Annotated in this window: 21 protein-coding genes; 9 read left to right on the top strand and 12 right to left on the bottom strand. The window is 60.6% G+C overall.

Features of this window, described 5'->3' with window-relative positions:
* Positions 1–11: 11 nt before the first annotated feature.
* Entirely contained in the window at positions 12–1,025 is a 1,014-nt protein-coding gene (locus tag HMPREF1023_RS09375) for a methionine ABC transporter ATP-binding protein (RefSeq protein WP_009306011.1), read from the top strand.
* Positions 1,015–1,683 (top strand): methionine ABC transporter permease, encoded by a 669-nt coding sequence (locus HMPREF1023_RS09370; RefSeq protein WP_009306010.1) that lies wholly within the window; start codon positions 1,015–1,017, stop codon positions 1,681–1,683. The genes HMPREF1023_RS09375 and HMPREF1023_RS09370 overlap by 11 nt, the downstream gene beginning before the upstream one ends.
* Before the next feature lie 111 nt (positions 1,684–1,794).
* On the opposite strand, the gene HMPREF1023_RS09365 is transcribed toward HMPREF1023_RS09370, so the two are convergent.
* Positions 1,795–3,351 (bottom strand): aminopeptidase 1, encoded by a 1,557-nt coding sequence (locus HMPREF1023_RS09365; RefSeq protein WP_009306009.1) that lies wholly within the window; start codon positions 3,349–3,351, stop codon positions 1,795–1,797.
* Positions 3,352–3,612: 261 nt separating this feature from the next.
* Here HMPREF1023_RS09365 and HMPREF1023_RS09360 point away from each other — a divergent pair, with 261 nt between their 5' ends.
* The 3 genes from HMPREF1023_RS09360 (at position 3,613) to HMPREF1023_RS09350 (ending at position 8,499) form a co-directional block, all read left to right on the top strand.
* Positions 3,613–6,885: an ABC transporter ATP-binding protein/permease gene (locus tag HMPREF1023_RS09360; RefSeq protein ID WP_009306008.1), complete on the top strand. Its 3,273-nt coding sequence runs from the start codon at positions 3,613–3,615 to the stop codon at positions 6,883–6,885.
* A gap of 268 nt (positions 6,886–7,153) precedes the next feature.
* Positions 7,154–7,756 carry a nigerythrin gene (gene ngr, locus HMPREF1023_RS09355; protein WP_009306007.1) on the top strand — a complete coding sequence of 201 codons (603 nt, stop codon included), beginning with the start codon at positions 7,154–7,156 and terminating at the stop codon, positions 7,754–7,756.
* Positions 7,757–7,923: 167 nt separating this feature from the next.
* Positions 7,924–8,499, top strand: a complete 576-nt coding sequence (locus HMPREF1023_RS09350; RefSeq protein WP_009306006.1) for a carbonic anhydrase — start codon at positions 7,924–7,926, stop codon at positions 8,497–8,499.
* 116 nt (positions 8,500–8,615) lie between these two features.
* On the opposite strand, the gene HMPREF1023_RS09345 is transcribed toward HMPREF1023_RS09350, so the two are convergent.
* From HMPREF1023_RS09345 to HMPREF1023_RS09320, 6 genes are all read right to left on the bottom strand, one after another.
* Positions 8,616–9,575, bottom strand: a complete 960-nt coding sequence (locus HMPREF1023_RS09345) for a slipin family protein (protein ID WP_009306005.1) — start codon at positions 9,573–9,575, stop codon at positions 8,616–8,618.
* Positions 9,544–9,990, bottom strand: coding sequence for a GntR family transcriptional regulator (locus HMPREF1023_RS09340; RefSeq protein WP_009306004.1), 447 nt, complete (start codon positions 9,988–9,990; stop codon positions 9,544–9,546). The genes HMPREF1023_RS09345 and HMPREF1023_RS09340 overlap by 32 nt, the downstream gene beginning before the upstream one ends.
* Before the next feature lie 85 nt (positions 9,991–10,075).
* A complete protein-coding gene (gene nrfD / locus HMPREF1023_RS09335) occupies positions 10,076–10,948 on the bottom strand; it encodes an NrfD/PsrC family molybdoenzyme membrane anchor subunit (RefSeq protein WP_009306003.1) in 873 nt (290 codons plus the stop codon).
* 60 nt (positions 10,949–11,008) lie between these two features.
* Positions 11,009–11,716, bottom strand: a complete 708-nt coding sequence (locus tag HMPREF1023_RS09330; protein WP_009306002.1) for a molecular chaperone — start codon at positions 11,714–11,716, stop codon at positions 11,009–11,011.
* Between the two features lie 64 nt (positions 11,717–11,780).
* Positions 11,781–12,410: a 4Fe-4S dicluster domain-containing protein gene (locus tag HMPREF1023_RS09325; protein ID WP_009306001.1), complete on the bottom strand. Its 630-nt coding sequence runs from the start codon at positions 12,408–12,410 to the stop codon at positions 11,781–11,783.
* Between the two features lie 12 nt (positions 12,411–12,422).
* Positions 12,423–15,068 (bottom strand): molybdopterin-dependent oxidoreductase, encoded by a 2,646-nt coding sequence (locus HMPREF1023_RS09320; RefSeq protein WP_009306000.1) that lies wholly within the window; start codon positions 15,066–15,068, stop codon positions 12,423–12,425.
* A gap of 291 nt (positions 15,069–15,359) precedes the next feature.
* Here HMPREF1023_RS09320 and HMPREF1023_RS09315 point away from each other — a divergent pair, with 291 nt between their 5' ends.
* Positions 15,360–16,052 (top strand): ferric reductase-like transmembrane domain-containing protein, encoded by a 693-nt coding sequence (locus HMPREF1023_RS09315; protein WP_009305999.1) that lies wholly within the window; start codon positions 15,360–15,362, stop codon positions 16,050–16,052.
* Between the two features lie 213 nt (positions 16,053–16,265).
* Here HMPREF1023_RS09315 and HMPREF1023_RS09310 read toward each other — a convergent pair whose 3' ends face one another.
* The 3 genes from HMPREF1023_RS09310 to HMPREF1023_RS09300 all read right to left on the bottom strand — a co-directional run bounded on the left by HMPREF1023_RS09310 (position 16,266) and on the right by HMPREF1023_RS09300 (position 19,725).
* Positions 16,266–16,796 (bottom strand): metallophosphoesterase family protein, encoded by a 531-nt coding sequence (locus HMPREF1023_RS09310; protein ID WP_009305998.1) that lies wholly within the window; start codon positions 16,794–16,796, stop codon positions 16,266–16,268.
* A gap of 148 nt (positions 16,797–16,944) precedes the next feature.
* Positions 16,945–18,027 carry a molybdopterin-dependent oxidoreductase gene (locus HMPREF1023_RS09305; RefSeq protein WP_035576716.1) on the bottom strand — a complete coding sequence of 361 codons (1,083 nt, stop codon included), beginning with the start codon at positions 18,025–18,027 and terminating at the stop codon, positions 16,945–16,947.
* Between the two features lie 15 nt (positions 18,028–18,042).
* Positions 18,043–19,725 (bottom strand): molybdopterin-dependent oxidoreductase, encoded by a 1,683-nt coding sequence (locus HMPREF1023_RS09300; protein WP_009305996.1) that lies wholly within the window; start codon positions 19,723–19,725, stop codon positions 18,043–18,045.
* 306 nt (positions 19,726–20,031) lie between these two features.
* Between HMPREF1023_RS09300 and HMPREF1023_RS09295 the strand changes: the two genes are divergently transcribed.
* The 3 genes from HMPREF1023_RS09295 (at position 20,032) to HMPREF1023_RS09285 (ending at position 23,149) form a co-directional block, all read left to right on the top strand.
* On the top strand, positions 20,032–21,621 hold the full coding sequence (locus HMPREF1023_RS09295) for a helix-turn-helix transcriptional regulator (RefSeq protein WP_009305995.1): 1,590 nt from the start codon (positions 20,032–20,034) through the stop codon (positions 21,619–21,621).
* Between the two features lie 126 nt (positions 21,622–21,747).
* Positions 21,748–22,203: an Hsp20/alpha crystallin family protein gene (locus HMPREF1023_RS09290; protein ID WP_009305994.1), complete on the top strand. Its 456-nt coding sequence runs from the start codon at positions 21,748–21,750 to the stop codon at positions 22,201–22,203.
* 199 nt (positions 22,204–22,402) lie between these two features.
* Complete coding sequence (locus HMPREF1023_RS09285) at positions 22,403–23,149, top strand: NAD-dependent protein deacylase (RefSeq protein ID WP_009305993.1); 747 nt, start codon at positions 22,403–22,405, stop codon at positions 23,147–23,149.
* A 144-nt stretch (positions 23,150–23,293) separates the two neighbouring features.
* Here the strand turns inward: HMPREF1023_RS09285 and HMPREF1023_RS09280 are convergent, their stop codons facing one another.
* On the bottom strand, positions 23,294–24,289 hold the full coding sequence (locus HMPREF1023_RS09280; protein WP_139019513.1) for a hypothetical protein: 996 nt from the start codon (positions 24,287–24,289) through the stop codon (positions 23,294–23,296).
* Between the two features lie 118 nt (positions 24,290–24,407).
* Positions 24,408–26,147: an FAD-binding protein gene (locus tag HMPREF1023_RS09270; RefSeq protein ID WP_021410054.1), complete on the bottom strand. Its 1,740-nt coding sequence runs from the start codon at positions 26,145–26,147 to the stop codon at positions 24,408–24,410.
* Positions 26,148–26,383 lie beyond the last annotated feature (236 nt).

The following is a 26,383-nucleotide window of genomic DNA, read 5'->3' as shown; positions in this document are numbered from 1 at the left end:
AAGGTCGTTCCATGATAGAGCTGAAGAACATCCAGGTCGAGTTTTCCCGAGACGGGGCTTCCGCCACCGCGGCCGTCGACGACGTGAGCCTGACCATCCTGGAAGGCGAGGTGTTCGGCATCATCGGGTCGAGCGGTGCCGGCAAGTCGACGCTTGTGCGCACCATCAACCTCCTGCAAAAGCCCACGTCGGGAGATATCGTGATCGACGGCGCATCCATCGTAGGGCAGACCGGCGCCCGTTTGCGCGAAACGCGCTGCGGCATCGGCATGATCTTCCAGCACTTCAACCTATGGAATGCCAAGACCGTCTACGACAACGTTGCCTTTCCTTTGAAGTGCGCCCGTTGGAGCAAGCAGGACATCGAGGAGCGCGTCGTCGAGCTGCTGGAGTTCGTGAACCTGGAGGAGAAGCGCGACGCGTACCCCCAAACGCTGAGCGGCGGACAGAAGCAGCGCGTGGCCATCGCACGCGCACTGGCCGCCAACACGCGCATCCTCCTGTGCGACGAGCCCACCAGCGCGCTCGATCTCGAAACCACAAAATCGGTGCTCGACGTGCTGAAACGCGTGAACCAGCAACTTGGCGTGACCATCGTGGTCATCACCCACGAGCTTGACGTGGTGAAAGGCATCTGCGACCGCATCGCAGTGATGGACGGCGGACGCGTGGTGGAGCAAGGCGAAACCTACGAGGTGTTCTCCAACCCGCAGTCCGAGATGCTGCGAGGCCTGGTGCGGCACTCCCAGAACTTCGCCCTGCCAAGCGGCGCGTTCGAGCAAAACGGCTCTATCATCAAGCTCACCTACGCGGGAGAAAACGCCACCGAACCCGTGCTATTCGATGCAGGGAAGCTGTTCGACGTGCGCCTTTCCATCCTGCACGGCAAGATCGAGTACATCAACGAGAAGCCCTTCGGCATTTTGTACGTGCGAGCCGAGGGCGCCAACGACCAAATCGACCGAGCGACCGCGCATCTGAGAGGGCAGGTCGAGCATCTGGAGGTGTTGAAGCATGCCGGATAACATCAGCGAGATTCTACTCGAGGTGGGCAAAACGCTGGGAGAGACCGCGTTCATGTGCAGCATCGCGCTGGTCATCGCCATCGTGGCTGGCGGCGCGCTGGGCATTTTGCTCTACGCTTCCAGCACGCACCTGTTCATAAACAGCCCCTTGCTCAACAAGGTGCTGGGCGCGACGGTGAACGTGGTGCGCTCCATCCCGTTTTTGATTCTGCTCATCTTCCTGCTGCCGCTGTCGGCCTTGGTAGTGGGCACCAAAATCGGCACCGAGGCGGTGGTGATCCCCTTGGCCGTCGCGGCGGTGGCCTTCTTCGCGCGGCTGAGCGAGGCGTCGTTGGCCGAAGTCGACAAGGGCATGATCGAGGCCGCGTTCGCCAGCGGAGCCGGCAAGCTGAGAACGATGTTCTGCATCGTGCTGCCGGAAGCGCACGTGCCGCTGGTGAAAGACATTACGATCACCGCCATCTCGCTGCTGGGATTCTCGGCCATGGCAGGTCTTGTGGGAGGCGGAGGCCTGGGCGACCTCGCGTATCGCTACGGCTACCAGCGTTACAACATGGGAATCATGATCGCGTGCATCGCGGTGCTGGTGGTGCTGGTTCAGATCATCCAGGCAGCAGGAGACTGGTACGTCAACCGCATCGAGCGGAGACGCTCGTAAGAGCAAGCATAGCGAGACGGGCGGCGGGTGCGCGGACGGAACGGGGGCGGGGCGCTCGATGCGCCCCGCCCCCGTTCGCGATTCTGATGCTTCGTTGCCCGCAGGGCGTCCCTACGCGTTTTTCAGGAACGCTTCGTAGCCTTTGAAGGCCTCGTAGATGTCGGCTTTGCTGGCGACCTCCCACGGGGAGTGCATCGACAGCACGGCCACGCCCGAGTCGATGACGTCCATACCGTACTTGGCAGGAATATAGGCGATGGTCCCGCCGCCTCCCACGTCGACCTTGCCCAGCTCAGCGGTCTGGAACGACACGCCGGCGTCATCCATGACGCGGCGGATGCGCGCCACGTACTCGGCGTTCGCATCGTTGGAGCCGCTCTTGCCGCGGCTGCCCGTGTACTTGTTGAACACCAGGCCGCGCCCCAAAAACGCGGAGTTCTTCGCCTCGAACGCGCTGGCGTAGGCGGGGTCGAAGCCGGCCGACACGTCGGACGACAGCATGCTGGACGCCGCTAGCGCGCGGCGCAGCGGCAGCGGGCCGCCCTCGCCGGCAAGCTCCATGATCTCGGCCATGGCGTTCTCGAAGAACTGCGACGCCATGCCGGTTGCGCCCACGCTGCCGATCTCTTCCTTGTCCACCAGCACGCACACGGCCGTCTTCTCCGGCGTCTCGGCGAGCGCGAGCTGCGCCACGAGCGACGTGTAGGCGCACACGCGATCGTCCTGCCCGTAGCCGATCACCATGCTGCGGTCGAATCCCAGGTCGCGGGCGCGTCCAGCGGGCACGACCTCGATCTCGGCCGACAGGAAGTCCTCTTCCTCGATGCCGTACTTCTCAGCCAGCAGCTTAAGCGCGAACGCCTTGACGGGCTCCTTCTCTTCTTCTTTACCAGCAGGAGCCTGGACATCCTCGGTCGGATCGCCGTCCACTGCAGATTCCCCGGGAGCCTCGGCGGCGCCCACCAAGCGAGTTCCGCACGAGCCGGACAGTCCAGCGGACCGTCCGTGCGAGCCAGGACTGCCGAGCGACTGGGTGCCGTCGAGGCTCCCGCCTCCGCAGGTCAAAGGGCGGTTGCCCATGAGGATGTCCAGGTCCTCGCCCTCCACCACCTCGTTGGCCTTCTTCGCCATCTGCTTGCCGGCCAGGTGGACCAGCAGGTCGGTGACGCAGAACACCGGATCGTCCGGGTCGTCGCCCACCTGGACGTCCACCACGGTGCCGTCTTTCTTCGCGATCACGCCGTGCAGCGCCAGCGGCAGCGTGACCCACTGGTAGTTCTTGATGCCGCCGTAATAATGCGTATCGAACAGCGTGAACCCGTTCGACTCGTACAGCGGGTTCTGCTTGAGGTCGAGGCGCGGGCTGTCGATGTGCGCGCCCAGGATGTTGAGCCCCTGCTCCAACGGCTTCTGCCCGAGATGCGCCAGGATGAGCGCCTTGCCGTGCGCCTGCGCCCACACCTTGTCGCCGGCCTTGAGCGTGCGCCCTTCGCGCACCGCCTGGTCAAGCGGCAGGTAGCCGTGCTCTTCCGCCAGCGCGACGGCCGAAGCCGCGCACTCGCGCTCGGTCTTGTTGTCCGAGATGAAGTCGATGTACTCGGCAGCCAGATGCTCCAGCGCCTCGAGGTCGGCTTCGTCGTATTTCTTCCATGCCACGTCGCGTTCCATGTCATGCGTCCTTTCGCCGCCGTTTTCTTATTCCGCCCCATTATCGCCAAGCCCAGCGCCAGCGAAACCCCGAAAGCGCAATCTCCCGCAAATCGTAAGCAAGCGGGCGCGAACCCAAAAGTAACCGTTCGGTAAACTCGGTGAAGATTGCTCTTTCCCAAGAAGGGAAAGCAGGAAAATCAACCATGATTAACGAAGCATCAACCATTGCGTAACACCTGCGTTTCGCCTCCTCGCGAGGAACGCACCGAAAGGCACCCCATGCTGCAACTGCTCAACATCTGCAAGTCGTACACGACGGCCGACTTCACCCAGACCGCGCTCGACAACGTGTCGGTGTCGTTCCGCGACAACGAGTTCGTGGCCATCCTGGGGCCCTCCGGCTCGGGCAAGACCACGCTGCTCAACATCGTGGGCGGCCTCGACCACTACGACTCGGGGAACCTCATCATCGATGGCATCTCCACCGAACAGTATAAAGACAAGGACTGGGACGCCTACCGCAACAACCGCATCGGCTTCGTGTTCCAAAGCTACAACCTCATCCCCCACCAGACGGTGCTGTCCAACGTGGAGCTGGCGCTGACGCTGTCGGGCGTGTCGCGCGCCGAACGCCACGACCGCGCGGTGGCCGCGCTGCAGAAGGTGGGCCTGGGCGATCACGTGAACAAGAAGCCCAGCCAGCTGTCCGGCGGCCAGATGCAGCGCGTCGCCATCGCGCGCGCCCTGATCAACGATCCCGAGATCCTGCTGGCCGACGAGCCCACCGGCGCCCTCGACTCCAAAACCAGCGTCCAGATCATGGACCTGCTCACCGAGATCGCGAACGACCGCCTGGTCATCATGGTCACGCACAACCCCGAGCTGGCCGAAGACTACGCAACGCGCATCGTCACGCTCACCGACGGCGTCATCCGCTCCGACACCGACCCCTACGAGCCCACCGCCGAGGACATGCGCGTGAGCGAGAAGCCCGCGCGCCGCACGAAGATGTCGTTCCTCACGGCGCTTTCGCTGTCGTTCAAGAACCTCATGACGAAGAAGGGCCGCACGCTGATGACGGCGTTCGCGGGCTCTATCGGCATCATCGGCATCGCCGCCATCCTGTCGTTGGCCAACGGCGTGAACAACTATATCAAGTCCGTCGAAGAGGAGACGCTATCGGAGTACCCGCTGCAAATCCAGAGCACCGGCTTCGACATGACCTCCATGATGCTGGGCGCGGCCACCGGGGCAGGCGGCAACACGGGGGAAGCCGAAGGCGACGGCGACCAGGACAAAGTAGGCGTCACCGAGATGGTCACCAACATGTTCTCCAGCATCGGCTCGAACGATCTGGCGTCGCTGAAGGAGTACCTGGACAGCGGTCAGAGCGACATCGACCAGTACACGAACGCCATCGAATACACCTACAACGTGGCTCCGCAGATATACAGCTCCAACACCGATAAGCTTCGCCAGGTGAACCCCGACAAGTCGCTGTCCGCGCTGGGCCTGGGCTCAACGGCATCCTCGAACAGCCTCATGTCCATGTCGATGAGCACCGACGTGTTCTACGAGATGCCCAGCGACCCGAACCTGTACGAGAGCCAGTACGACGTGAAAGCAGGACACTGGCCCGAGAACCACAACGAGGTGGTGCTCGTGCTCACAGGCAACGGCAACATCAGCGATTTCATGCTGTACACGCTGGGTCTGCGCGACGCCAACGAGTTCGACGACATGGTTAAGAAGTTCGCGGCCGAAGAAGAGGTGACCGCGCCCGACAACATCGAGCAGCCCACCTACGACGACATCCTGGGCATCACGTTCAAGCTGGTGCAGGCCACGGACTACTACGTGCACGACGACGAGTTCAACGTGTGGAAAGACAAGACGGACGACACCGACTACATGCGCAACCTGGTGAACAACGGCGAGGACGTGAAGATCGTCGGCATCGTGCAGCCGCGCGAAGACGCCACCGCCACCATGCTGAGCTCGGGCATCAACTACCCCTCCACGCTGACCGACTACGTGATCGAGCAGGCCGCCAGCAGCACCATCGTGAAGGACCAGCTGGCCCATCCCGACACCAACGTGTTCACCGACAAGCCGTTCGGCGAGGAAGACGACGGCGAGGGCTTCGATATGCAGTCGCTGTTCACCATCGACGGCGATGCCATCCAGGCGGCGTTCAAGTTCGACGAGAGCGCGCTGACCAGCGGATTGTCAGGCATGTCGCTGGACCTGTCGGGGCTGTCGCTGGACATGGGATCGTTGCCGGCGTTCGACGGCTCGTCCATCGCCATCGATCCCAGCAGCATCGACATGAGCAACCTGGTCGATTTCAGCGACATCAAGCTGGACCTGGGCGATGTGCAGCCGACCATGGATTCGGCGAAGATGCAGGCGGCCATGGAAGACATCATGGCAGGGTTCAACCCGTGGTACGCGAACTGGGCGCAGGAACAGGTCGCGCAAGGTAAGGTTCCCACCATGGAAGACGGAGCGAAAGCCTACCTCGAAAGCGAGGAGGTCCAGAAGAAGATCGCCGATGCCATCATGGGATCCATCGACATGAAGCAGGCCACCGAAGCCCTGCAAACCCAGCTGCAGCAGCAGCTGTCGGCAAAGATGCAGCAAGCCGTCCCCGCCATGGCGCAGGCGCTTGAGAGCCAGCTGCAGGCGTCCATCACCACGGCCATGAGCTCGTACATGCAAAACGTGCTGGGCGCGTACATGCAGCAGATGCAGACCGCGCTGGAAACGCAGGTGTCCGCTGCCATGCAGCAGTCCATGAACCAGATCGCCGCGAACATGTCTAACGCCATGAGCATCGATGAGTCGGCCTTCGCCAACGCGTTCCAGATGAACATGGACGAGAACGACCTCACCGAGCTCATGATGTCGATGATGGGCAAGGAGGACGCCTCCTACGACAACAACCTGAAGAAGCTGGGCTACGCCGACTTCAACAAGCCGAGCGGCATCGACATCTACCCCATCGACTTCGAGAGCAAAGAGAAGGTCATCGGCATCCTCGACGCCTACAACGACCGCATGACCGCCGACGGCGAAGACGACAAGGTGATCACCTACACCGACTTCGTGGGCACGCTCATGGCCTCGGTCACCGACATCGTGAACATGATCAGCTACGTGCTGGTGGCGTTCGTGGCCATCTCGCTGGTGGTGTCGTCCATCATGATCGGCGTCATCACCTACATTTCGGTGCTGGAACGCAAGAAGGAGATCGGCATCCTGCGCTCCATCGGCGCCAGCAAGGGCGACATCAGCCGCGTGTTCAACGCCGAGACCATCATCGTGGGCTTCACGGCCGGCGTCATCGGCATCGGCCTGACCATGCTGGCCTGCATACCCGCCAACGCCATCGTCTACTCGCTGTTCGACGTGGCGAACGTGGCCTCGCTGCCGTGGCAGGCCGCCGTCATCCTGGTGGCCATCAGCGTGTTCCTCACGTTCCTGGCCGGCCTCATCCCCTCCAGCGCCGCCAGCAGGAAAGACCCGGTGGAAGCGCTGAGAAGCGAGTAAGCGAAGCTGCACCGCACAAGCCCGAGCAAACCGAAGAGGCGCTCCTGTTTTGCAAGAGCGCCTCTTTTCCTCGCCAAGACGAGAGGGGCGGCGTCTTCCATCGCCCCTCTCGCTTGCCGCGGACGCTTTTGTGGACGTTTCGCGAAATACCCGACGGCCATCGATTACCCCCTTGCGTCTCGTTCGGCTTCGGAGTATTCTACTTATTGAGATTAATTCTCAATAAGAGTGCACAGACGAAAACGTAAGACGAGAAGGAGTATCACCCATGAAGGTACGTTCCGAGATCCCCACCGCCGAGAACACCACGAACATGGACGGCTTCGGCACCTGCGAAGTCGGCACCACGCTCGAGAACCTGAAGGCCGCCATCGGCGGCGAGACCGGCGCTTCCGCCAAGTACGCCGCGTTCGCCCAGGCTGCCAAGGAGCAGGGCTACGAGCAGATCGCTCGCCTGTTCGAGGCAACGTCCGCTGCCGAGCAGATCCACATCGGCCTCGAGTACGCGCTCGTCGCCGAGATGGAGCCGGGCTTCGAGAAGCCGGCCGCCCCTGAGGCCGAGGGCATCCAGACCGACCTGAACCTCATCATGGGCGCTCAGGGCGAGATCTTCGAGACGTCCGACATGTACCCGGCCTTCATCAAGAAGGCTCAGGAAGAGGGCAACACCAAGGCCGTGCAGGTGTTCACCCGCGCCAAGCTGGCCGAGTCCGTGCACGCCGAGCGCTACCTGGCGGCGTACAACGACATCGACGCTCCCGACGACGACAAGTTCTACCTGTGCCCCATCTGCGGTTACATCCACAAGGGCGAGAACTTCGAGAAGTGCCCCATCTGCTTCTGCCCGAAGGCCTCCTTCCGCGCGTTCTAAACCGACGCACCAAGCTTTTCCATCTGCCAGAAACGGCCGCCCTCGGGCGGCCGTTTCCACGTCTGCGGCCTCCGTCTTCATCGAATGTTTCACGTGAAACATTCGTTCGCACATTGCGTGAGAGCGGGTTGCGCTATCATAGGGGCTTCGGATGAAAGAAGGCTCTCATGGATCAGCAGCAGGCGAACATCTCCCCCACCATCGACGGCATACTCGCGCACAACCGCGCGTTCGTGGAGCGCCGCGAATTCGAGCGCTACGCCACCGACAAGTACCCCGACAAGAAGCTGGCCATCGTCTCGTGCATGGACACGCGCCTCACCGCGCTGCTGCTGGCGGCGCTAGGGCTGAAGAACGGCGACGCGAAGATCATCAAGGTAGCCGGCGCCGAGGTGGCACACCCCTTCGGCAGCGTCATGCGCTCGCTGCTGATCGCGGTGTGCGAGCTGGGCGTGGAGGACATCATGATCGTGGCCCACACGAACTGCGGCGCGCAGCACATGAGCGGCAAGGAGATGGTGGCGAACATGGAGCGCCTCGGGGTGTCGGCCGAACGCATCGAGTTCGCGCGGCACTGCGGCATCGACTTCGACAAATGGCTGGCCGGCTTCGGCGACACCGAGGAAGCCGTGCGCAAGAGCGTCGACATGGTGGCGAACCACCCCGTCATGCCGCCCCACGTGCGCGTGATCGGCTTCATCATGGATTCCGACACCGGCGAACTCACCCAGGTGAATTGCTAGAAGCGAGATTCCGCCGTGCGTATTCCCGCAAACATTATCGGCCCAAAGACAAGGAATTCGCGCGAAAACCGTGTCTTTGGGCCGATAATGCCTCTGCAACAACGCGCTGCGGTGCTCTACTTCGGGGTTTTCAGGGAGTCGGCCATGTTCTTCAGGGCGGCGTCGCTGAAGCCTTCGCTGTAGGCGCTCGGGATGACCACGGTGCCGCCGGAACCCTTCACACTCTCGTACAGCAGGTGCATCGTGCGCAGGCGCAGGGCCACCTCGTTCTCCTCGTACACGTGCGCGGCGTCCACCAACATGGAGGAGATGTCCTTCTCCACCTCGGCCAACACCATGCGGGCGTTCTTCTCGCGCTCGGCCTGGGCCTCGGTGGACATGACCTCTTGCAGCTCCTGGGGAATCACGATGTCGCGGATCTCCACCGACAGCACGGTGATGCCCCATAGCGACGTGCGCTCTTCGATGACCTCCTGCAACTCCTGATCCAGCTGGTTGCGGCGGATGGCCACCTCCGACACGCTGGCGCGGCCGATGGCGTCGCGCAGCGCGGTCTGCGCCACCAGCGACACGGAGTTGTAGTAGTTCTCCACCTCGAGACACGCCTTTTCGGCGTCCCACACCATCCAGAACAGCACGGCGTCCACGTTGATGGGAACGAGGTCGCTGGTCAGCGTCTCCTCGGCGCCGAACCCGGTGACCATGATGCGCTGGTCAGCCTTGAGGGCAGTCTGCTCGATGAAGGGGATGGTGAAGTACAGGCCGGGGCCCTTCGAACGGCTGAACTTGCCGAACCGCAGCACCACCACCTTCTCCCACTGCATGGCGATGTGGATGGACATCTCGGCAAGGCATGCCAGCGCGAAACCGACCAGCACCACCCACACGGTGAAGGCTCCTGTGATCAGGTAGCCCGCCGCGATGGCCAGCACGAGCGCCACAACGAACACGAACGCCGAGAACATGAGCGAGCCGTTCTGCGACGTGCGCCGATCGGTGCGCGAGTTGTACTGCTCGATGGAAAACGGCTTGGCGGCCGGCGCGTCAGTTTGATTCTTTCCTTTGCGATTTTTCATACAAGCCCCGTCTCATGCTCGCGCCCCCTTCCGCGTCCTGCTGGACGCGATGGGCGACGTCGATCATCCTCAACATGATTTCATCAAGCGTCATGCCCAACGCGAGGCACCGCTTGATGCTCTCCTCGATTTCCGTATCGGCGATGGACTGCACGTCGTCGGCGGCCAGCTTGCCGATATCGCGGACGAACACGCCGCGGCCTCGAACCGATTCCACATACCCGTCGTGCTCGAGGTTGATGTACACCTTGCTCACCGTGTTGTAGTTGATGGCGGCTTCGGCGGCAAGCGTGCGGACGCTGGGCAGCTGATCCCCGGGCTGGTAGTGGCCGGTCTTGATCAAGTAGACGAACCGGTTGCGCAGCTGCACCCACACGGGCAGCCCCGACGACTCGTCTATCTCGAATAACGCCATGCCACTTCCTTATTCTTTCTGAGGGATCATCCGTTCCGCATTGTACAAGATAACCAGCTTGTACAGCGGCGGCAACCGCGCATCTTCAATGCATCCCCGACCAAACAACGCAGAATCGCAGCACCAGCCCTCCCGCGATGCACAGCAGGTCCACCGGCAGCGCGCGAACCAACCGCTTCGTCACCGTGACGAACACTTCGACGGCCAAGGGAACCAACAGCCCCAAGCCCACCAGCCCCACGACGAACCACGGGCCCAGCCCGCTCGGGTCGAACAGGATCGCCAGCGATTCGCGCGCGAAGGGGTTGGAGAACCCGAACGCCACGAACCCCGCCAGCATCACCAACTCCAGCACCAGCACCGCCAGATGGACGCGATGGAGCAGCAGCATCCATCCGCTCAAGCGCGTCACATCGCGCACGAACGGCGCGATCACGAACACCGTCGAGACGCCCGCCGACAGCGACGACAACGCGAACAGCGCAGGCGTGGCCGCGTTGTTCCACAGCGCAACCGCCTCGATCCACCCCACGTACACGCCGGTGTACGCCATCATGCACAGCGACACCGCCAAGCACGCCGCTTCGGCCGCCTTGCGCGCCCCGGCACGGACGAACGGCACGTACATGAGGTTCGCCACCGCCAGAAACCCGCTGACCAGGATGCTGGCCAGCAGCGTGAACGAGCCGAACGACAGTATCGACAGCGTGGGCCGCGTGAACAGCAAGAACGCCAACTCGGGGCGCCCCAGATCGAGCAGCAGGCACAGCGCCGCCAAGCACAGCATGACGAACCCGATGCCGTAGCACCGGGCCTTCAAATCGCCGAACGCCGCCGTTTGCTCCTGCGTGCGCGTGCGCGTCCGGTGAAACGCAAGCGACCAGGCCGCCGTCACGAACATAACGCCGGCTCCGCATCCTCCTAGGAACAGGTACAGCACCACAAGCGTCCCGAGCATCTCGTCCCCCTCTCGCCAGACGCTCAGTTCATGATAGGGCTTCGACCGCCCGATGCCTAGCTACTTCCGCTTGAACACCTGCCCTTCGCGGTCGAACGCCACGCCGAAGCGCTGTGCGTAGCGCGCGCACAGCCCGAACACGAACGCGCCTGCCCCGCGGAAGTAGTCGGACGACGCATGCGCATCGACGCTGTAGCGCCAGGCCGCAAGCCAGGGCAGCACGTGCTCGACCAGGAACGACTCCTGCTCGTCGGCCGCTTCGCCCGCCGCCGCACCGTCGCCGACCGCGAGGGCCTCGGCTTCGAGCCCGATCAGATGGCCGACGAAACCCAGCATGAGCCCCAGATGGTCATCGGGCTCCGCATACAGCCGCTCGATCTGCAACCCGTGGCGACGGTACCGCTCGCGCACTTCCAGCGTGCGCGCGCTGAACAGCTGGCTGTTCGGATCGCGGTAGAACGACTCCCAGCTGGGCGCATCGGGCGTTCCGGCACCCACGAACAGCCGCAGCCACTCGCGCCGAAGCGCGGCCACGCGTTCGTCGAAGCCCGCTTCGTCAGCCGCGGCGGCGACGCACCAAGCGTCCATCAGCGCCATGCCTTCGCGCACATCGGCATCGTCCATGCCGAACGGCGCGTTCTGGAACGGCCGCTCCGCCACCTGGTCGGCGACGACCTCGGCATCCGGCTCGCAGTACAGCAGCTGGGACGCCTGCGCGAAGCACGCCTCCGCAGCCGCAAGCACGTCCTGGTTGTACGGTGCGTTCATCGTTTCCCCTTTCCCCTCCGAAACAGCTGGACGGCCGACGAAGCGGCCGCCCAGCCTGATGCCGTTAGATCTCCTCTTCCAGGTTCACGAGCGCGCCGGTGCCGCTGCCCGACTTCTGGGCATCGCGATGCGGGTTCATGATGAGGTTCGGATGAGTCGTGTCCTTCGGCAGGGGCTCCACCTCGACGTCGCCCTCGCCGTACTTCGCGATCATGTCCTCGCGCGTGCCGAAATCGAGCGCGCGCATAGGGCAGCCGGTGACGCAGAGGGGCTTGCTCCCGCCCGCTTCCAGCTCGGCCTTGCACATGTCGCACTTCAACATGTAGCCCGCTTCGTCGTCGTACGTCGGCGCATCGTAAGGGCACACGGTCTGGCACGTCTTGCAGCCGATGCACACCTCGTGATCGGTCCACACGATGCCGGTTTCCTCGTCCTTCTGCATGGCGCCCGTCGGACAGTTCGCCACGCACGCCGGATCGACGCAGTGGTTGCACGCCATGGAGACGAAGTAGCCGAACACGCCGTTGGGCACGTAGCTGCCCGCTTCGTTGAGTTCCCAGGTGCCGCCCTGGTAGTTGAGCACCTTGCGGTACAGGTTGTTCACCGGCAGCTTGTAGGTTTCTTTGCACGCCACCTGGCATGTCTTGCAGCCGGTGCATTTGTTGGAATCAAAGTGAAACGCGTACTGAGCCATGATGCACCTCCCTTATTCCACGCCAACCGGCATGACGATCGGCCGATTCTTGTCAGGTTCGAGTGTCAGATCGCCTGTATACTTCTCCACCTGCACCAACGTACCCGTCCACGCTTGGCATCCTCCACCCGACGATTTCGGAGCCTGCAACACATTCGGGCATCCTCCCAGATCGATTCCCGTTTCTTCGTCGATCTGGAACCAAGCACCATCCTGGATGGCAACCGCACCCGGCACCAGCGTCGGGATCACCTTCGCCGGACGCAGCACCTTTCCGTGAGGGCTGGTCATCAGCACGGTATCACCGTTCTTGATGTCGCGCTCCCTGGCATCAACCTCACTGATGAAACATTCTTGGGGAAATGCTTCGCGCAAGGACACCACATTGTCGTTCACCGAGTGAGCACGACGCAGCGAGTGAGGCGTCCAAAGCAGCAGCGGGTACTCGTCGGTCTGCGTACCGGCACCCTGCTCGGGGTCGCCGATCTGGTACATGCCGATGGGGGCGATGGTAGAGTAACCCACCGAGTTGATCATGTAGGCAGCCGTCTCGCAGTAGATCTCGAACTTGCCGGAAGCCGTCTTGAGCGGACTTCCTTCCGGATCGGCTATAAAGGCCATATAGGGCTCGGGAATGAACATATCCTCGGAAAGCTCCGCCTTCAAGATGCCCTTCTCGCGGAATTCCTGGAACGTGAACTTACCCTCTTGGGGGGTGCCTTCGACGCCGGGGAAGAACTGGTCGATTTCTTCCTGCTTGATGGTCAGAAGCGTCGAAGACTCGAACGTCGTGCCGTCCATGTAGGTTGCATCGCGCACGGTCGCGTACGTACGCTCAGCATCGCTCAAGGTGTTGACCACCTTAGGGTCGAGCCCCAAGCGCGTTGCCAATTCCTCGGCGATCCAGCTTTCGCATTTCGCCTCGTACAGAGGATCGATGATCTTGTCGAACCACAGCGCGGAAGCGTAATCTCCACCGAACGCCTTGTTGGGCTTCTCCCAGAACGTCGCGCAGGGAAGCAGCACGTCGCAGTACTGGCGCGTCGAGTCGAAGAACGGGTTGACACCCCAGACGAAATCCATCGCACGAACTGCTTTGATGCCGTTCATGGTGTCGGGGATCTGGTTCAAGGTGCTCATATGGCCGCCGAAGTAGGCTGCGTGAATGTCGACCTTACGCTTTCCCGTCGGCCAGCAATCGCGACCGTATTCTCCGGAGAGAATAGAACGCCAGCATTCCGAAGGCTCCAAATTCAGCCAACTATCAGGGTCTTCCAGCGTCGGGAAGGACGGGATGGGATAGTACATGTACACCGGCGAGCCCGCAGGAGCCAAGGGGTTGGCAGGGTCGGCGGTGACCGGGCAATAGGCGCCCGTGCTGATGCCGCTGCTCATGAATTCCTTCACGCCCGACCAGCCGAAGTAATGCCCCGGGGTGCCGATGCCGCCGTGCATGAGTGCCATCGTGTAGAAGCTCTGGACGAACTGCTCGCCCGCGGGAATCTTGGATGCGGACTGCGCGCAGTTGAAATCAACCTTGTCCACCGACGCGATTTCGGCGGCAAGCGAGCGAATGGTATCAGCGGGCACGCCGCAGATCTTCTCGGCCCATTCAGGGGTTTTCGGCGTCATATCGTACCCGGTGCCCATGACGTAATCTTTCCAAGAGGCGTTTTCAGGGGCACCTTCGGGCATATGATCGCCGTCGAATCCGATGCAGTACGTATCGAGAAATTCTTGATCGTACGTTCCTGCGTTGATCCACTCGTAGCAAATGGCGATGACCAGCGCCGTATCCGAGCCGGGCAGAATGGGAATCCATTCGTCAGCAACCATCTGTGAGGTTTGGCTCAGCCACGGATCGATGACGATGACCTTGGCGCCGCGCTTGCGGCATTCTTCCAGATATAACGCGTGATTGCCGGCCTTGTTGGCCGCCCAGTTGCATCCGAACAGCACATGGAGGTCGCTGGTGATCAACTGCAGGTGATGCGGCGTGTTGGACATGCCGAAGCCACCGATCATATGGGTGTCAACAACCGACCAGGAGCCGAAAGACACCGTGCCAGCTTCCGCATGCACCGAGCCTCCCAGGGCGTTCAGCAGGCACACGTTCTGATCGTAGTACCCGTCGCCGATGTTGCTGGACGCGCCACAGAGTATGCCCGTCGGACCGTACTGGTCGTACATCTTTTTGATGCCCTCGGCCACGAGATCAAGTGCTTCATCCCAGCTGATACGCTCCCACTCGTCCTTGCCGCGTAGCTCTCCTTGAGGATTGTCCAAGCGGAAATTCTTGCGCTTCATTGGGTACTTGATGCGAGCCGGCGAGAGCACCTCACTGATTTTTGCACGACCACGCAAGCAAGAACGGCGCTGCGGCATGGCGAACATGTCTTCCGATTCCTCGTCGGTGCGAATTTTCAATGGGACGCCGTCCTCGACGTACACCCGGTTCAGACAGCGAGAAGAGCCGCAGCTGCAGTTGTTGTAACAAGGAGCGTTGAGCCACTCGCCCGCTTTCTGCTGAGTCCCCTCGGAAGCATCTTCGGCCTTGCCGCCGCCGGGTGCGCATCCGGTAAATCCAACAAGCGCTGTTGCACCAACCGTTGCGGTTCCCCACTTTACGAAACTTCGCCGTGTCAATGTGGTATCCACGCGTAACCCCCTCTAGATCGCATTCGGGAAACAAGCCCGTCCGAGATTGTCCCCCAACAATTCACCGTCGACCCATGCATGAGCATAACCGTCATATCCTAGTATGATAGCTATTGCGGTCATACTATCACCATGATATATGACAGTCAACGCAAAATACCTGTTCAAATGCATCTAGTTTAAGGATAATATATCGAATAGAACCCGAGTGTACTCTACGCAAGATCGTCAAGGCTGTTCAGCCTATACTATGATACTATGACAATATTGCGACTACAGAAGGGGGCTGGTATGAGGTTCTTGATCGCGCTTGTTTGCTGCATCGTCCTTATCGGGATTCTTGCGAAACCGCTGAAGCGACATCCCGTACCCTTCTACATCGTCGCGCTTGCGCTGGTGGGCTTGTACTGGTTCGGAACGACCACGAACACTGCGGGCGGGATGTGGCCGTACTTCATGCCGCTTATGCAGCGATGCGCGCTTGCGTTCGTGCTGTTCACCATCGTGATGTTCGTGGGCGTGCTCGACGAGAGCTCGCCGTTGCGGGCGCGGCTCATGCCCATCCGCCGCCAGCTCTCCATCCTTGGCTGCATCTTCGCGCTGGGTCACCTGGCGTTTTACGGGGTGTCGTACGTACCGCGGCTGGGCTCGGCGCTTAATGGGAACCTTGGGTTCTCGCTAGCGCTGGCGGCATTGCTGGTTCTTCTGATGGCCATCCTGCTGGTCACCTCGTTCCAGGTGGTGAAGCGCCGCATGAGCGCCGCGCGCTGGAAAGGGGTGCAACGTCTCGCCTACCCGTTCTACCTGCTCACGTACGTGCACCTCGTATTGCTGCTAGCGCCTTCCGCATTTGCAGGGCGCGAGACGGCCACCGTCAGCTTGGTCGTGTACTCTGTGGCAGTGGGCGCCTACGTTGTGCTGCGCATGCGGCGCGCGCTGCTGCACCATCGAGCAGCAGCCCCGAGCACGGCGCTCGCCAGCTGACAGCGCGTTCGACATTCCCTCCCTCCCCTGAACGGGCGCCCCTGCCGGGCGCCCGTTCGCATCCCCGGCAGCTTTCCTCGATGTCCCGCTTAAAGCACTCGTTTGCAAGAAAACATGGATGGCTCTCACGCATTGTCGCCCGAAAGCCGCGGAATCGCGCCTGAAAACGAGGCTTTCAGCGACAATGCGTATGGAATGCACCGGGCTTTTGCTTTACGCGCCCTCGCCCACCTCGAACACGGTCTGCCCGTCCAACGACGCGATGCGCACGCCCAGCACGCGCCCATCATCCACCAGCATGCGACCCGTGCACTTCGGAAACCCGCCGCGAGGCCGGAACGGCGCGCCGGGGCAGACGACGTACGATGCCGGACGCGCCTCGGGTCCGTACACCAGCTCGGGAACATGCGTGTGCCCGTGGACGCACACCTGCGGGATGGGATCGCCCGCCGCCAGACCCGCGCAGCCGTTGAACCCGATTTGCACGTCGCGCGGATAGTGCGCCACGAGGAAGCGCACCCCGTCGATCACCGGATGCGCGAAACGGCCCACGCGCGAGCCGTACTCGTCGAAGTCGTTGTTGCCCAGCACCGCCGTGGTCGGCGCCAACGCCTCGAGCGCATGCAGGATCTCGGGGCCGCCGATGTCGCCCGCATGGATGATATGGTCAACGTCCGCCATGGCCGCGAGCGCCTCGTCGGGCAACCGTCCATGCGTGTCGGATATGAGGCCGATAACGGTCATGACAAGCTCCTTCCTTGCATCAACCGATCGAATGGCAAGTATAGATCATACGCCGGCCTTCACGCGACCCATAAAACCATTGCCAAACTGCAAGCGGACGCCCGAAAAAGAGGGCGCGCCCGGATTGCGCGCCCTCCGATAAGCCCTCTTACGAGACCTGGAACAACAGCGTCGCCGCAAGCGGCGAAACCATGCCGTCTGCAGTTTTGGCACGCACCGTCATACGATAGTCTCCTGCATCCTCGAACGAAGTGGAGAACTGCCAATTCACCCATTTGTCCGCGGTTGCTCCCTCGGTCGCGCACGACGTCCAAGTAGCGCCGCCGTCGAACGAAAACTCGATAGCCTCGATCGGGCTTCCCAGATCGTCGGCAACGCCCTCGAACGTGATCTCGTCGCCTGCGACGAACGTGCATCCGCCGGCGTAGTTCATGATGTTGATCTTGTTGCGGTAGCACGGATCGACCTGCTGCACATCGGGTTCGACGTCTTCGCGCGTCAGCTCGATGTCGGTGATGTTGCGCGTGAAGTACCGCGCTACCGTCTCGGGCATCCACAGCTGCATGCTGGAACCGTCCGTCGCCGACGTAAGCTCCTGGCCGTTCACCTGGTAGACGAGCATCGCATCATGCTCCAAAGCGTAGCGCAGCGGCAAAGGCTGGCCGAACCCGTCGGCGCCGTACGCCGTCACGGTGTTCACGCCTTCCTCCAAATCGGCCATTTCCACGATGGACGCCAGCGGCACGCCGAGCACCGCAGCCTGTCCGAACGGAGAGCCGGTAGCGCACGAGCACGCCATGAGCGCCTCCTCGCTGGCATCTTCGGACAACTCGCTTACATCCACCGTGAAGTTCTTCTTGATATGACCCCCTACGTTCACGTAGAAATTGGCCACGCCGCCCGTCTGCGCTTCGAGCTCGACCGCAGGTTTAGAGCACATCGAGGTCAAAGCAGCACCGAATACGTTGAACAGCTCGTCGTTCGGGGTCGTTCCCAATTGGTTGAATACAAAGCTTCCCTGCACGTTCGGCACCCGTACGTACGAGCCGTCGTCGACGTTCACCCACGAAGCCTCAACCACGTTCTCGTTGAACGAGTGCGTCATCCCGCTCGCCGCATCGGATGCATCGGCGCTGTTCGGATTCAAAGCGTTCAGCGCCAAGCCCGACCCGGTGAGCAGCAGCGCAGCTCCGGCAACACCGGCGAACATTCGGGTATTTCGTTGCGTCATGTCTATCATCCTCGCTTACTGCTGATCGCCGGAAGCATCGCCGTTGGCCATGGCCGGATCGACGATCTTCCCTATCTCGGTGATCTCGTCTTCGGACGGCATCTCGTCCTTCGCGTTCACCAGCACCTCGTGGTTGCGGTAGCTCACTTCGCCGTCGACGTCCGTGCCGCGCACGCTCAGCACGTACGCTCCTTCTTTCTCGGGCGTGAACGTGAAGCTCCACCACAGCCATTTCGCCGGATCGACGTCTCCCACGTCGAACGACGTCCACGTCTCGCCGCCGTCCATGGAGAATTCCACCGTCTTCATGGGATGGTCGAACGCGTCGGCATAGCCGTTGAACGTGAACGGCTTGCCGTTCTGGATGATGAGACCTTCGGGCACGCCGCACACCGTCACGTTGGGACGGTTCACATGGGCATCCTCTTGGTTGACCTGGCCGCACACACGCTCTTTCATGACATCGGACGACACGTGGTAGCCGTTGATCTGCTTCGAGAAGATCTGGGCATCGTAGGTCTCCTGCCAATGCATGACCGGGAAGCCGTGACGTGCGCTGAGGTATTCGCCATCGATCTTGTACACCAGATACCCTTTGTCCAAGACCGAGAGGTCGAACCCGCTGCGCGAAGACCCGTCTGCGCGAATGACGCGCACGCTGTTGGTGTCTTCGGTGTAGCCGCCAGCCTTCTCGATGAGCCAGCTGACCGGGATACCGGTGATCTCGGCCTGGCCGATTCCGCCGCCGCCGATCGGATTCAGCTCGCACACCATCTTCGAGGGCTTCGTGACCACCACGCCAGCGGCTTCAGCTTCGGCCACCAGCTCGGGCAGCTTCTTCGTGTAGGGCGCGTTCACGTTCCCGTCGACCGTGAACTCCCACTCGTCGAACATGCTCTGGGGCAGGTCGATGTCAAGCCCGTTAGGCCCGCATGCGTAACGCATATGGTCGTAATAGCCGTGAACGAAGTCGTAGCTGTACAGCTCGTCTTGCGTCTGCACCTTGTCCTGGGTGGATGCGAACTCGCCCTGCACGTTTTCAACCTTGTTGATGCCTTGCAGCGCCTCATGCTTCACGTTGTCCCACAGCTGCATGCCGTTGCCATCCGCAGTCGCGTCGTGACACGATTGACACGTGCCGTTCGAGCCCTCGGCGAACTTGTTCCCGCTGCGCTCGTTGTAGTGGATGGCATGTATGAGACGGCCGAAATCGTCGCCGTTGTCACGATGGCACGAGATGCACTGGTTCACGTCGCTGTACGTCTCGAGCGCTTTGTTGTCGATCGTGGCATGCTTGTACTCCATGTTCTCGATCATCGCATTCATATCAGCATGGCACGAATTGCACCCTCGGTTGTCCGCGTCGAGGTAGTACGTGTTGTACGAAATGGTCCAGCTTTGCTGCATCCAATGGGGGCACTCGTACTCGGTCGGGGTACGCTGAACCAGCTGCCCATTCGAATATCGGATGATCTCGGGCGCGTACTCCTCGGCGATCTTGTCCCACTTGTCGTAATTCTCGACGATATACTCTTTGCCGGGATACTGAACATCGCCGTCCGGCTCCCCTCCGCGCACTATTTCGTCTGCAGTCGACGCAGAATCGGCCGCAAGCGCCGGACCGACCACGCAACAAGCTGCAGTCATCGCCAACACCCCCGCCATTCCAAGCGCGGCCTTCAGTCGCATGTTTCTCATGATCTCTCCTCCATCCTCTCTTGTCGTGCGTGCGGCAGTTCCGCCTTATCGCTTGCCCCTCCTTCCAACCTGGAACAGGCGCGCACGCCGCACACCCGGAAGATGGTAGAAGCACGGGATGTCCACCGCCATCGACGTATCCGGGTGAATATGACGAAGGGCTCGAACGGGTATCCCCCGGTTTGGTTGATAGAGGCGCGCCGGGTTTTCGCCTATCGTGAGAATCGTATATAATGGCCAGCTGTTCAGAGGACTTTCGAATATCTGCTCGCAACCGCGCCGGGAAGAGAAACAGGGGGATCGATCATGGAAACACCCGCCGGCGTGCGCGTCAACCGCAGCGCAGTTCTTGCCTCCTTGGGACTAAGCACGAACCTGCTCTGGTGCACGCTGGCCGGGCATACCGGAGGGTTCCCCTCCTCCCTGCACGACCTCGATCCCGCCGTCAATCCGCGTATCTTCTTCCTGCTGGGCATACTCATCGTGGGAGTTGCGTTCGCAGTAGGCCCCCGATGGCTCCGCGAACGCGACCAACCTTTCTCCTACGTTCTACCGCTTGCATCCTCGATAGGCACCGCGAGTTTCGCCCTCGCCTCCAATCAAAGCCTCTTCGACCCTATTTTCCTTGCCATCGCCGGCCTGATCATGTTCGGCGCGGGCTATTTCTGGATCGCCTCGCGATTCTATTTGCTGCTAGCCAGAACGCAGACTTTCGCCTGCACCGCTTGGTGCATCGTGGCGGCATTGGGTATGGAAACGCTCGTGCTTCCCATCGCCCGCTATGCGGTGCCTCCCATCTGGCAGATCGCCGTCACCATCGCGCTGCCGCTCGTTTCCGCCGCGCTATTCAAAGCCGCCCGGAGCTCTGCGCCTACCGAATCCGCCCAGAATATAACCCGGCGCGCCGACCTCCCCGGAGCAAGGATGGAAGCGCTCGCGGCTCAACCTCGGCGCGCCGTGCTGCCGGCGGGAAGAGAGGGTCGAAGAAGCCTGCTGGTGCTTATCGCTGCAGCTGCGCTGCTACTTGCGACCGTACGGTCGTTCAGTTCGATCGGATTATGGGGCAGCGAGGCCGTCGCAGCGCAAGGGATCGCGGCAGAGGTCGTCTTCTCCCTCGTCTCAACAGCGTTTCTTGCCCTCTTCGCACTCGCCACGCTGGTGAAGACAACCGGATGGCGCCTCGATTTGAGGTTTCAGCCAGCGTTCATCATCGTCATCGGCGGTCTGTTTCTCGTGGTGTCCCAAAACGCCGCCCCTGGGATACCCGCCGCTCTGCTGGACGCCCTTATGCGGCTGGACGACTCGTGTGCGCACGTGCTGTTCTGGATCGTCGTGGTCACCGCCATCGATGCGCTTACCATGCCCTCGTACCGAGTGATGGGCGTTGCAGCAGCCGTCTACGCGCTCAGCTCCGTGCTGTGGGTCGCCTTGCTGGGCAGCGGAGTGGCTTTCAGCAGCATGATCATGCTGGGCGCCGCGTACTCCCTCACGATCGCCGCCATTCTCAGCGAATGGATCGGGGCAAGGCGCCTGGAGTCGACGGAGAAGGAAAGCGCAGCGGGCAATCCCGAACCCACGACTGCGCACCCTTCAAGCGGCGATCTCACGGGAGAGCACGTATCACGCGCCATCGCGGTTCGATGCGAAGACATCGCAGTCGCGAACAAGCTTTCGCCCCGCGAAACGGAGATATTCATCCTCCTCGCTCAGGGAAGAACGCGAACCCTCATCCAGGAAGAACTGGTGCTTGCCGAGAACACGGTGAAAACGCACATCGCCCACATCTACGCGAAACTCGGCATCGGCAATCGTCAGGAGATGATGGACCTCGTCTTAGGCGCCACCGAAGAGGACGGCCGCGCGGCAAGCCCCCGCTCCTACATAACGAAAAAGTAACCATTTAGCACTCTCGGTTGTAGAGTGCTAAAACGCGTCGTAGAATACCAGGCATACCAAGCAAGGCGGCGTTTCGGCGCACCCGGAACCACCGCCTCCCCGCACGACTAGAGGAGATGATCGAACATGGCAATGATGGTACCCATGCGCAGGAACCGCAACCTGTTGAGCGAGCTGATGACCGACCCCTTCGACGCGTTCTTCAACGCCGCCTCGGCTCCCATGCAGAAGATGTCGCCCACGCTCATGCGCACCGACATCAAGGAGACCGACGCAGGATTCGAGCTGACCATCGACCTGCCGGGCTTCAAGAAGGACGACGTCCAGGCCGAGCTGAAGGACGGCTACCTCACCATCACGGCGCAGACCCAGTCCGAGTCCGAGGACAAGGACGAAGAGGGCACGTACGTCCGCAAGGAGCGCTTCAGCGGCAAGTGCAGCCGCACGTTCTACGTGGGCGACGACATCGAGGAAGACGACATCAAGGCGAAGTTCGAGGACGGCGTGCTGAAGATCGCCGTGCCGAAGAAGCAGGAGCAGCCCAAGCTCGAGGAGAAGAAGACCATCTCCATCGAGGGTTAATCCTTCGCGAAACGCAAGCGCACCGGAAGGCGGCCACCGTGGCCGCCTTCCTTGTTTTCACCCAAAGGCACGCTTCGTCGTCTGCGCTCGGGATGACAGGCGTTCAAGAGCAAAACAGGCCGATCAGAACGCATGTTTCACGTGAAACATCCGGACGCAAGAAGCGTGGTATCATGGGTCGAAACCGACAGGAGGAGCTATGGACGAAACCGTGCGCGCTATCGAAACGTTCCGCAGCTGGGTGGCCGACACGCCGCCGGGCGGCCTGGTGTTCTTCGGCGGCGCAGGCGTGTCCACCGAGAGCGGCATCCCCGATTTCCGCAGCCCGGACGGCCTGTACGCGCAGAAGTACCCCTATCCTCCCGAGCAGATGGTCAGCCGCAGCTTCTTCGACGCCAACCCCAGCGCGTTCTTCGACTTCTACTGCGACCGCATGCTGGCGCTCGACGCGCAGCCGAACCGCACGCATCGCAAGCTGGCCGAACTCGAGCAAGCGGGCACGCTGGCCGCCGTGGTGACGCAGAACATCGACGGCCTCCATCAAAAAGCGGGCAGCAAGAACGTGCTCGAACTGCACGGCAGCGTGCTGCGCAACTTCTGCATGGCGTGCGGCGCAGCCTACTCGGTAGACAACCTGCTGGCCCTTCGCGCGCAGTCCGACGACAGCGTGCCGCGATGCCCCGCCTGCGGCGGCATCGTCAAACCCGACGTCGTGCTGTACGAGGAGCCCCTGAACGAACGCACGGTGCACGGCGCCGTGAATGCCATCGCGCAGGCCGACCTGCTGGTGGTGGCGGGAACGTCGCTGGCCGTGTACCCGGCGGCCGGCCTCATCGACTTCTTCACAGGGCGCCGCCTCGTCATCGTCAACCGCACCCCCACCCCGCGCGACCGCCAAGCCGACCTCTGCATCGCCGCCAACGTCGGCGAGGTCTTCGGCTTCTAAGCGCTCGCGCGCTATCACGCATCAATTCGTTCGCGAACAGCACCTTAAATGCATGCAAAGCGCCCTGCCTCTTGCCTCAGCCGGCGGCAGCAAAGGAGTTCGTTGGCCATCATCGCGATACCCCAAAAAAAACAAGACCTCCGATCATAAGCCTTTCAGGACGCTTTTTGGAATGCTGAAGGGAAAGAGAGCCTCGAAACCCATCATGGATTCCTTCTTGAAATCGCGAACGATAGCCCGTTTAATATGAGAAATAACACCCGTCGGTTCAAAAATATACTCTGCCAGAGTGTCCAGGAAGAGCGGCAGAGGAGAATTTCGCCCTGCGATTTTCATATGCGTAAAGCCGGCAGAGCATAATTCAGAAATCCTCCTATTGGAAATGAAAAGATTCTCGGAAAGACGACTCTCGATGCAGGATGCGGTTTCCAAATGATAGCAAGGGCGCCCCTCGCCACAACAACCTCGATGACTCCACTCCTCGAGCTCGCTGATATGACTGAAAGCATGTTTGCAATCAGGAACGCAAAACTGGTTCACAATAATTTCTACCGAATCGCGTCTATCGCGCAGATCGTCCAGCCAGCCATCGCGAAGCACATACTCGCTTCTAACCACAACTTCATCGTAAAGGCGAAAAAGATCTCTGTAGTAATCCGACTCCGATTCACGGCTATCTTGTAAATTGCACATCGCTTTATTGAGCGACGCGACAATCGCAATGCGAGGTCGCGAGCGCTTTATGTAGCGAGCAAGGCCATCATCGAAAAGGATGACCTGGCCATCGTACTTTTCAACGTAATCGAGAAGCATGTTATTGTACTCGTTATCGTAATCTTTCTCATCCACAGCTAATTTTGAAAAAGTCAAGGCGCATCGTACACCGAATTGGGCATAAGCGGAGAAATACGCGTCTATCAGACCTCCGTCCAAAGGAGACCTCACTGCCGAAGGGCGCCCACCAGACCAAGAACAATGGGGAGCCCCGTACACGAGATCAAAAGGTCGCTCGAAGCCAAAAGCCGAGCATATCTCCAAAAGCTTCAGAGCGCCCCAATCGTTACAGCAAAACGCTGGAACCTTCCAGGAAGCACGCACAGATCGGTCTCGATACACGTCGCAATCGTTCCGAAACTCCATGACGGAACCTCCTCGTTCGCAAAGCCAGCAGTCTCTTCGGTAAAACGCTCATCCTCATTTGTCCCGACCATAGTGGTGGCCAAGCGAAACAACATCGCTTGGCCACCATCCCAAGAATCTATTTACCCGCAAGGGCAGATTTGGCAGCAAGATAACCGCTGCACCAGCTCAAACCATTTGCTCCCATAAGACTGGTGTTGGTCCACTGGGAACCATAGCTATTTTCGCCCGCGATACCGCCAGCGGTAAGAAAGTTTGCATAGAGGCCTGGGATCTGATTTCCGTCGGCATCGAGAACATGCATGTTCTCGTCGACACGCAATCCGCATAGCGTTTTCCCGATCATGGCTCCGATCTTCGCACAATAATAAGGCGGCTTTTTCAAAGGAACAAGCCACTCGGAATTGTAAGGAACGGCAAGGTCGGTATCCTCCCCCGTTTCGCAAACCTCATTCCATCGCTTAACCGCCGCTACGAACCTGTCGGGATCCAGTCCGACCTTCTCAGCAAGTTCTTCGAGCGTATCAGCTTTCTTAATAGCCCCGCGATCGATCGCATCAAGAACCTCCTGCCTCCAGTCGTCCGACACAAGGTTGTTCTCTATAAGCGTTCCATCCTTTTCGATAGGAACCCTAGACTTATCGGTCGCCTTTTTGTTGCAAATGATCTTGAGAGTCTCTTCATAGTTATCATCAAGAACGGCATAGGCTCCATGTCCCACAAGGGACATCCACGCCGAAGCATTCGTCACTTCACCGTTGCTGAAACCTTGATTGATATATTCTTCCTGGAAGTCATAGCCTCCGAAGTATGGCGCGCGGTTGCACTGCTTATCCAACATGAGCCAGGGGTTGGTCAACAATTGGCGAGGCCCATTCCAGAAATAATGCCAGTAGGAACCGTCTCCATCTCCGTAGTACTCATCCAATCCCCCTTCCCAGCAGCTAAACGAATTCAATCCCGCATAATCGGCCCCCGCACCCAACCCCATGCGGAATGTATCTCCCGTATGGAACGGCATGGGACCGCCCTGCAGCGCTTGCTCATAGCAAGACGGAATATAGCGTTTCAAAAGATCCCTGTTCATGCCAAAGCCGCCCCCGCACAGCACAACGCCTTTCGCACCTTTGGCGTAGATCTCGTTTCCATCGGCGTCCTTTGCCATGATGCCCACAACGACGCCATCCTCAACGACCAAAGTTTCGCATTTGGTATTGAGCATAATTTCTGCACCAGCGGCCAGAGCGGCCGCTTCCATAGCGTTAACGGTACCGTTCATGCCCAAGACGGCATTTTGCCTACCCTCGGCAACCTCTTTATCGAAATACACGCGAGGAACCCCAACTAACGGAACGTCTTTATGCTCCATCATCCAATCAATGCACTCAGCTCCTGCTACAAGGACATTCGCATACATAGGAACGTTGAGGGAGTACTGATAATAAGGCCCGAGCTCGTTTACGGATGCAACGGGATCAAATTCCGGCCCAGGCCAAGCGGCTCCCAATTCGTTTTGAAGCTTCGATCCTCCGGCAAAAATCACATAGCCCAACGCATGACGCGTGGCACCGCCGACTGTTCCCTCCTTTTCGACTGCGATCACGCTCGAGCCGCTTTCGGCCGCCAAAGTAGTTGCGGCAAGGCCACCACCGCCCGTTCCCACCACAACCAGATCCACTTCGCGATCCCATGAAGCCGGCGGATCCAGCGGCAGGATAGGATCGGCTTCACTCCGCGCTTCGCCGTTCGAGTCGACGGCTTCCGTAGCCACAGGACCGCACCCTGCCACCCCAAACAAAGCTGCGGCACCGCCTGTTATGGCTGCACCTTTCAAAAAACTACGACGATCTAGCTCCATGATCCCCTCGCTTTCCGGAAGCGAAAGGCGCAAAACGCACCTGACACCTTCCTTGACGTAAGCAGGCCTTCCTCCTGCATATCGAGAATACCTGGTTGAAGCTCAATGGTAAAAACGAGGTTTTCAGGTTGCTTTTCGCAAGAAACACGTCCGATGCAATCGCATTTTACGATACCCGCCATTGCAGGTTGTAGTACCTATTCCACCTGGATAGCTATCTAGCTCCAAGACGACAA

The organism is Eggerthella sp. 1_3_56FAA (assembly GCF_000185625.1).
GTDB lineage: Bacteria > Actinomycetota > Coriobacteriia > Coriobacteriales > Eggerthellaceae > Eggerthella > Eggerthella lenta.
Note: the sequence above shows the minus strand (reverse complement) of the source record. Positions and strands in the feature narration are given on the sequence as shown.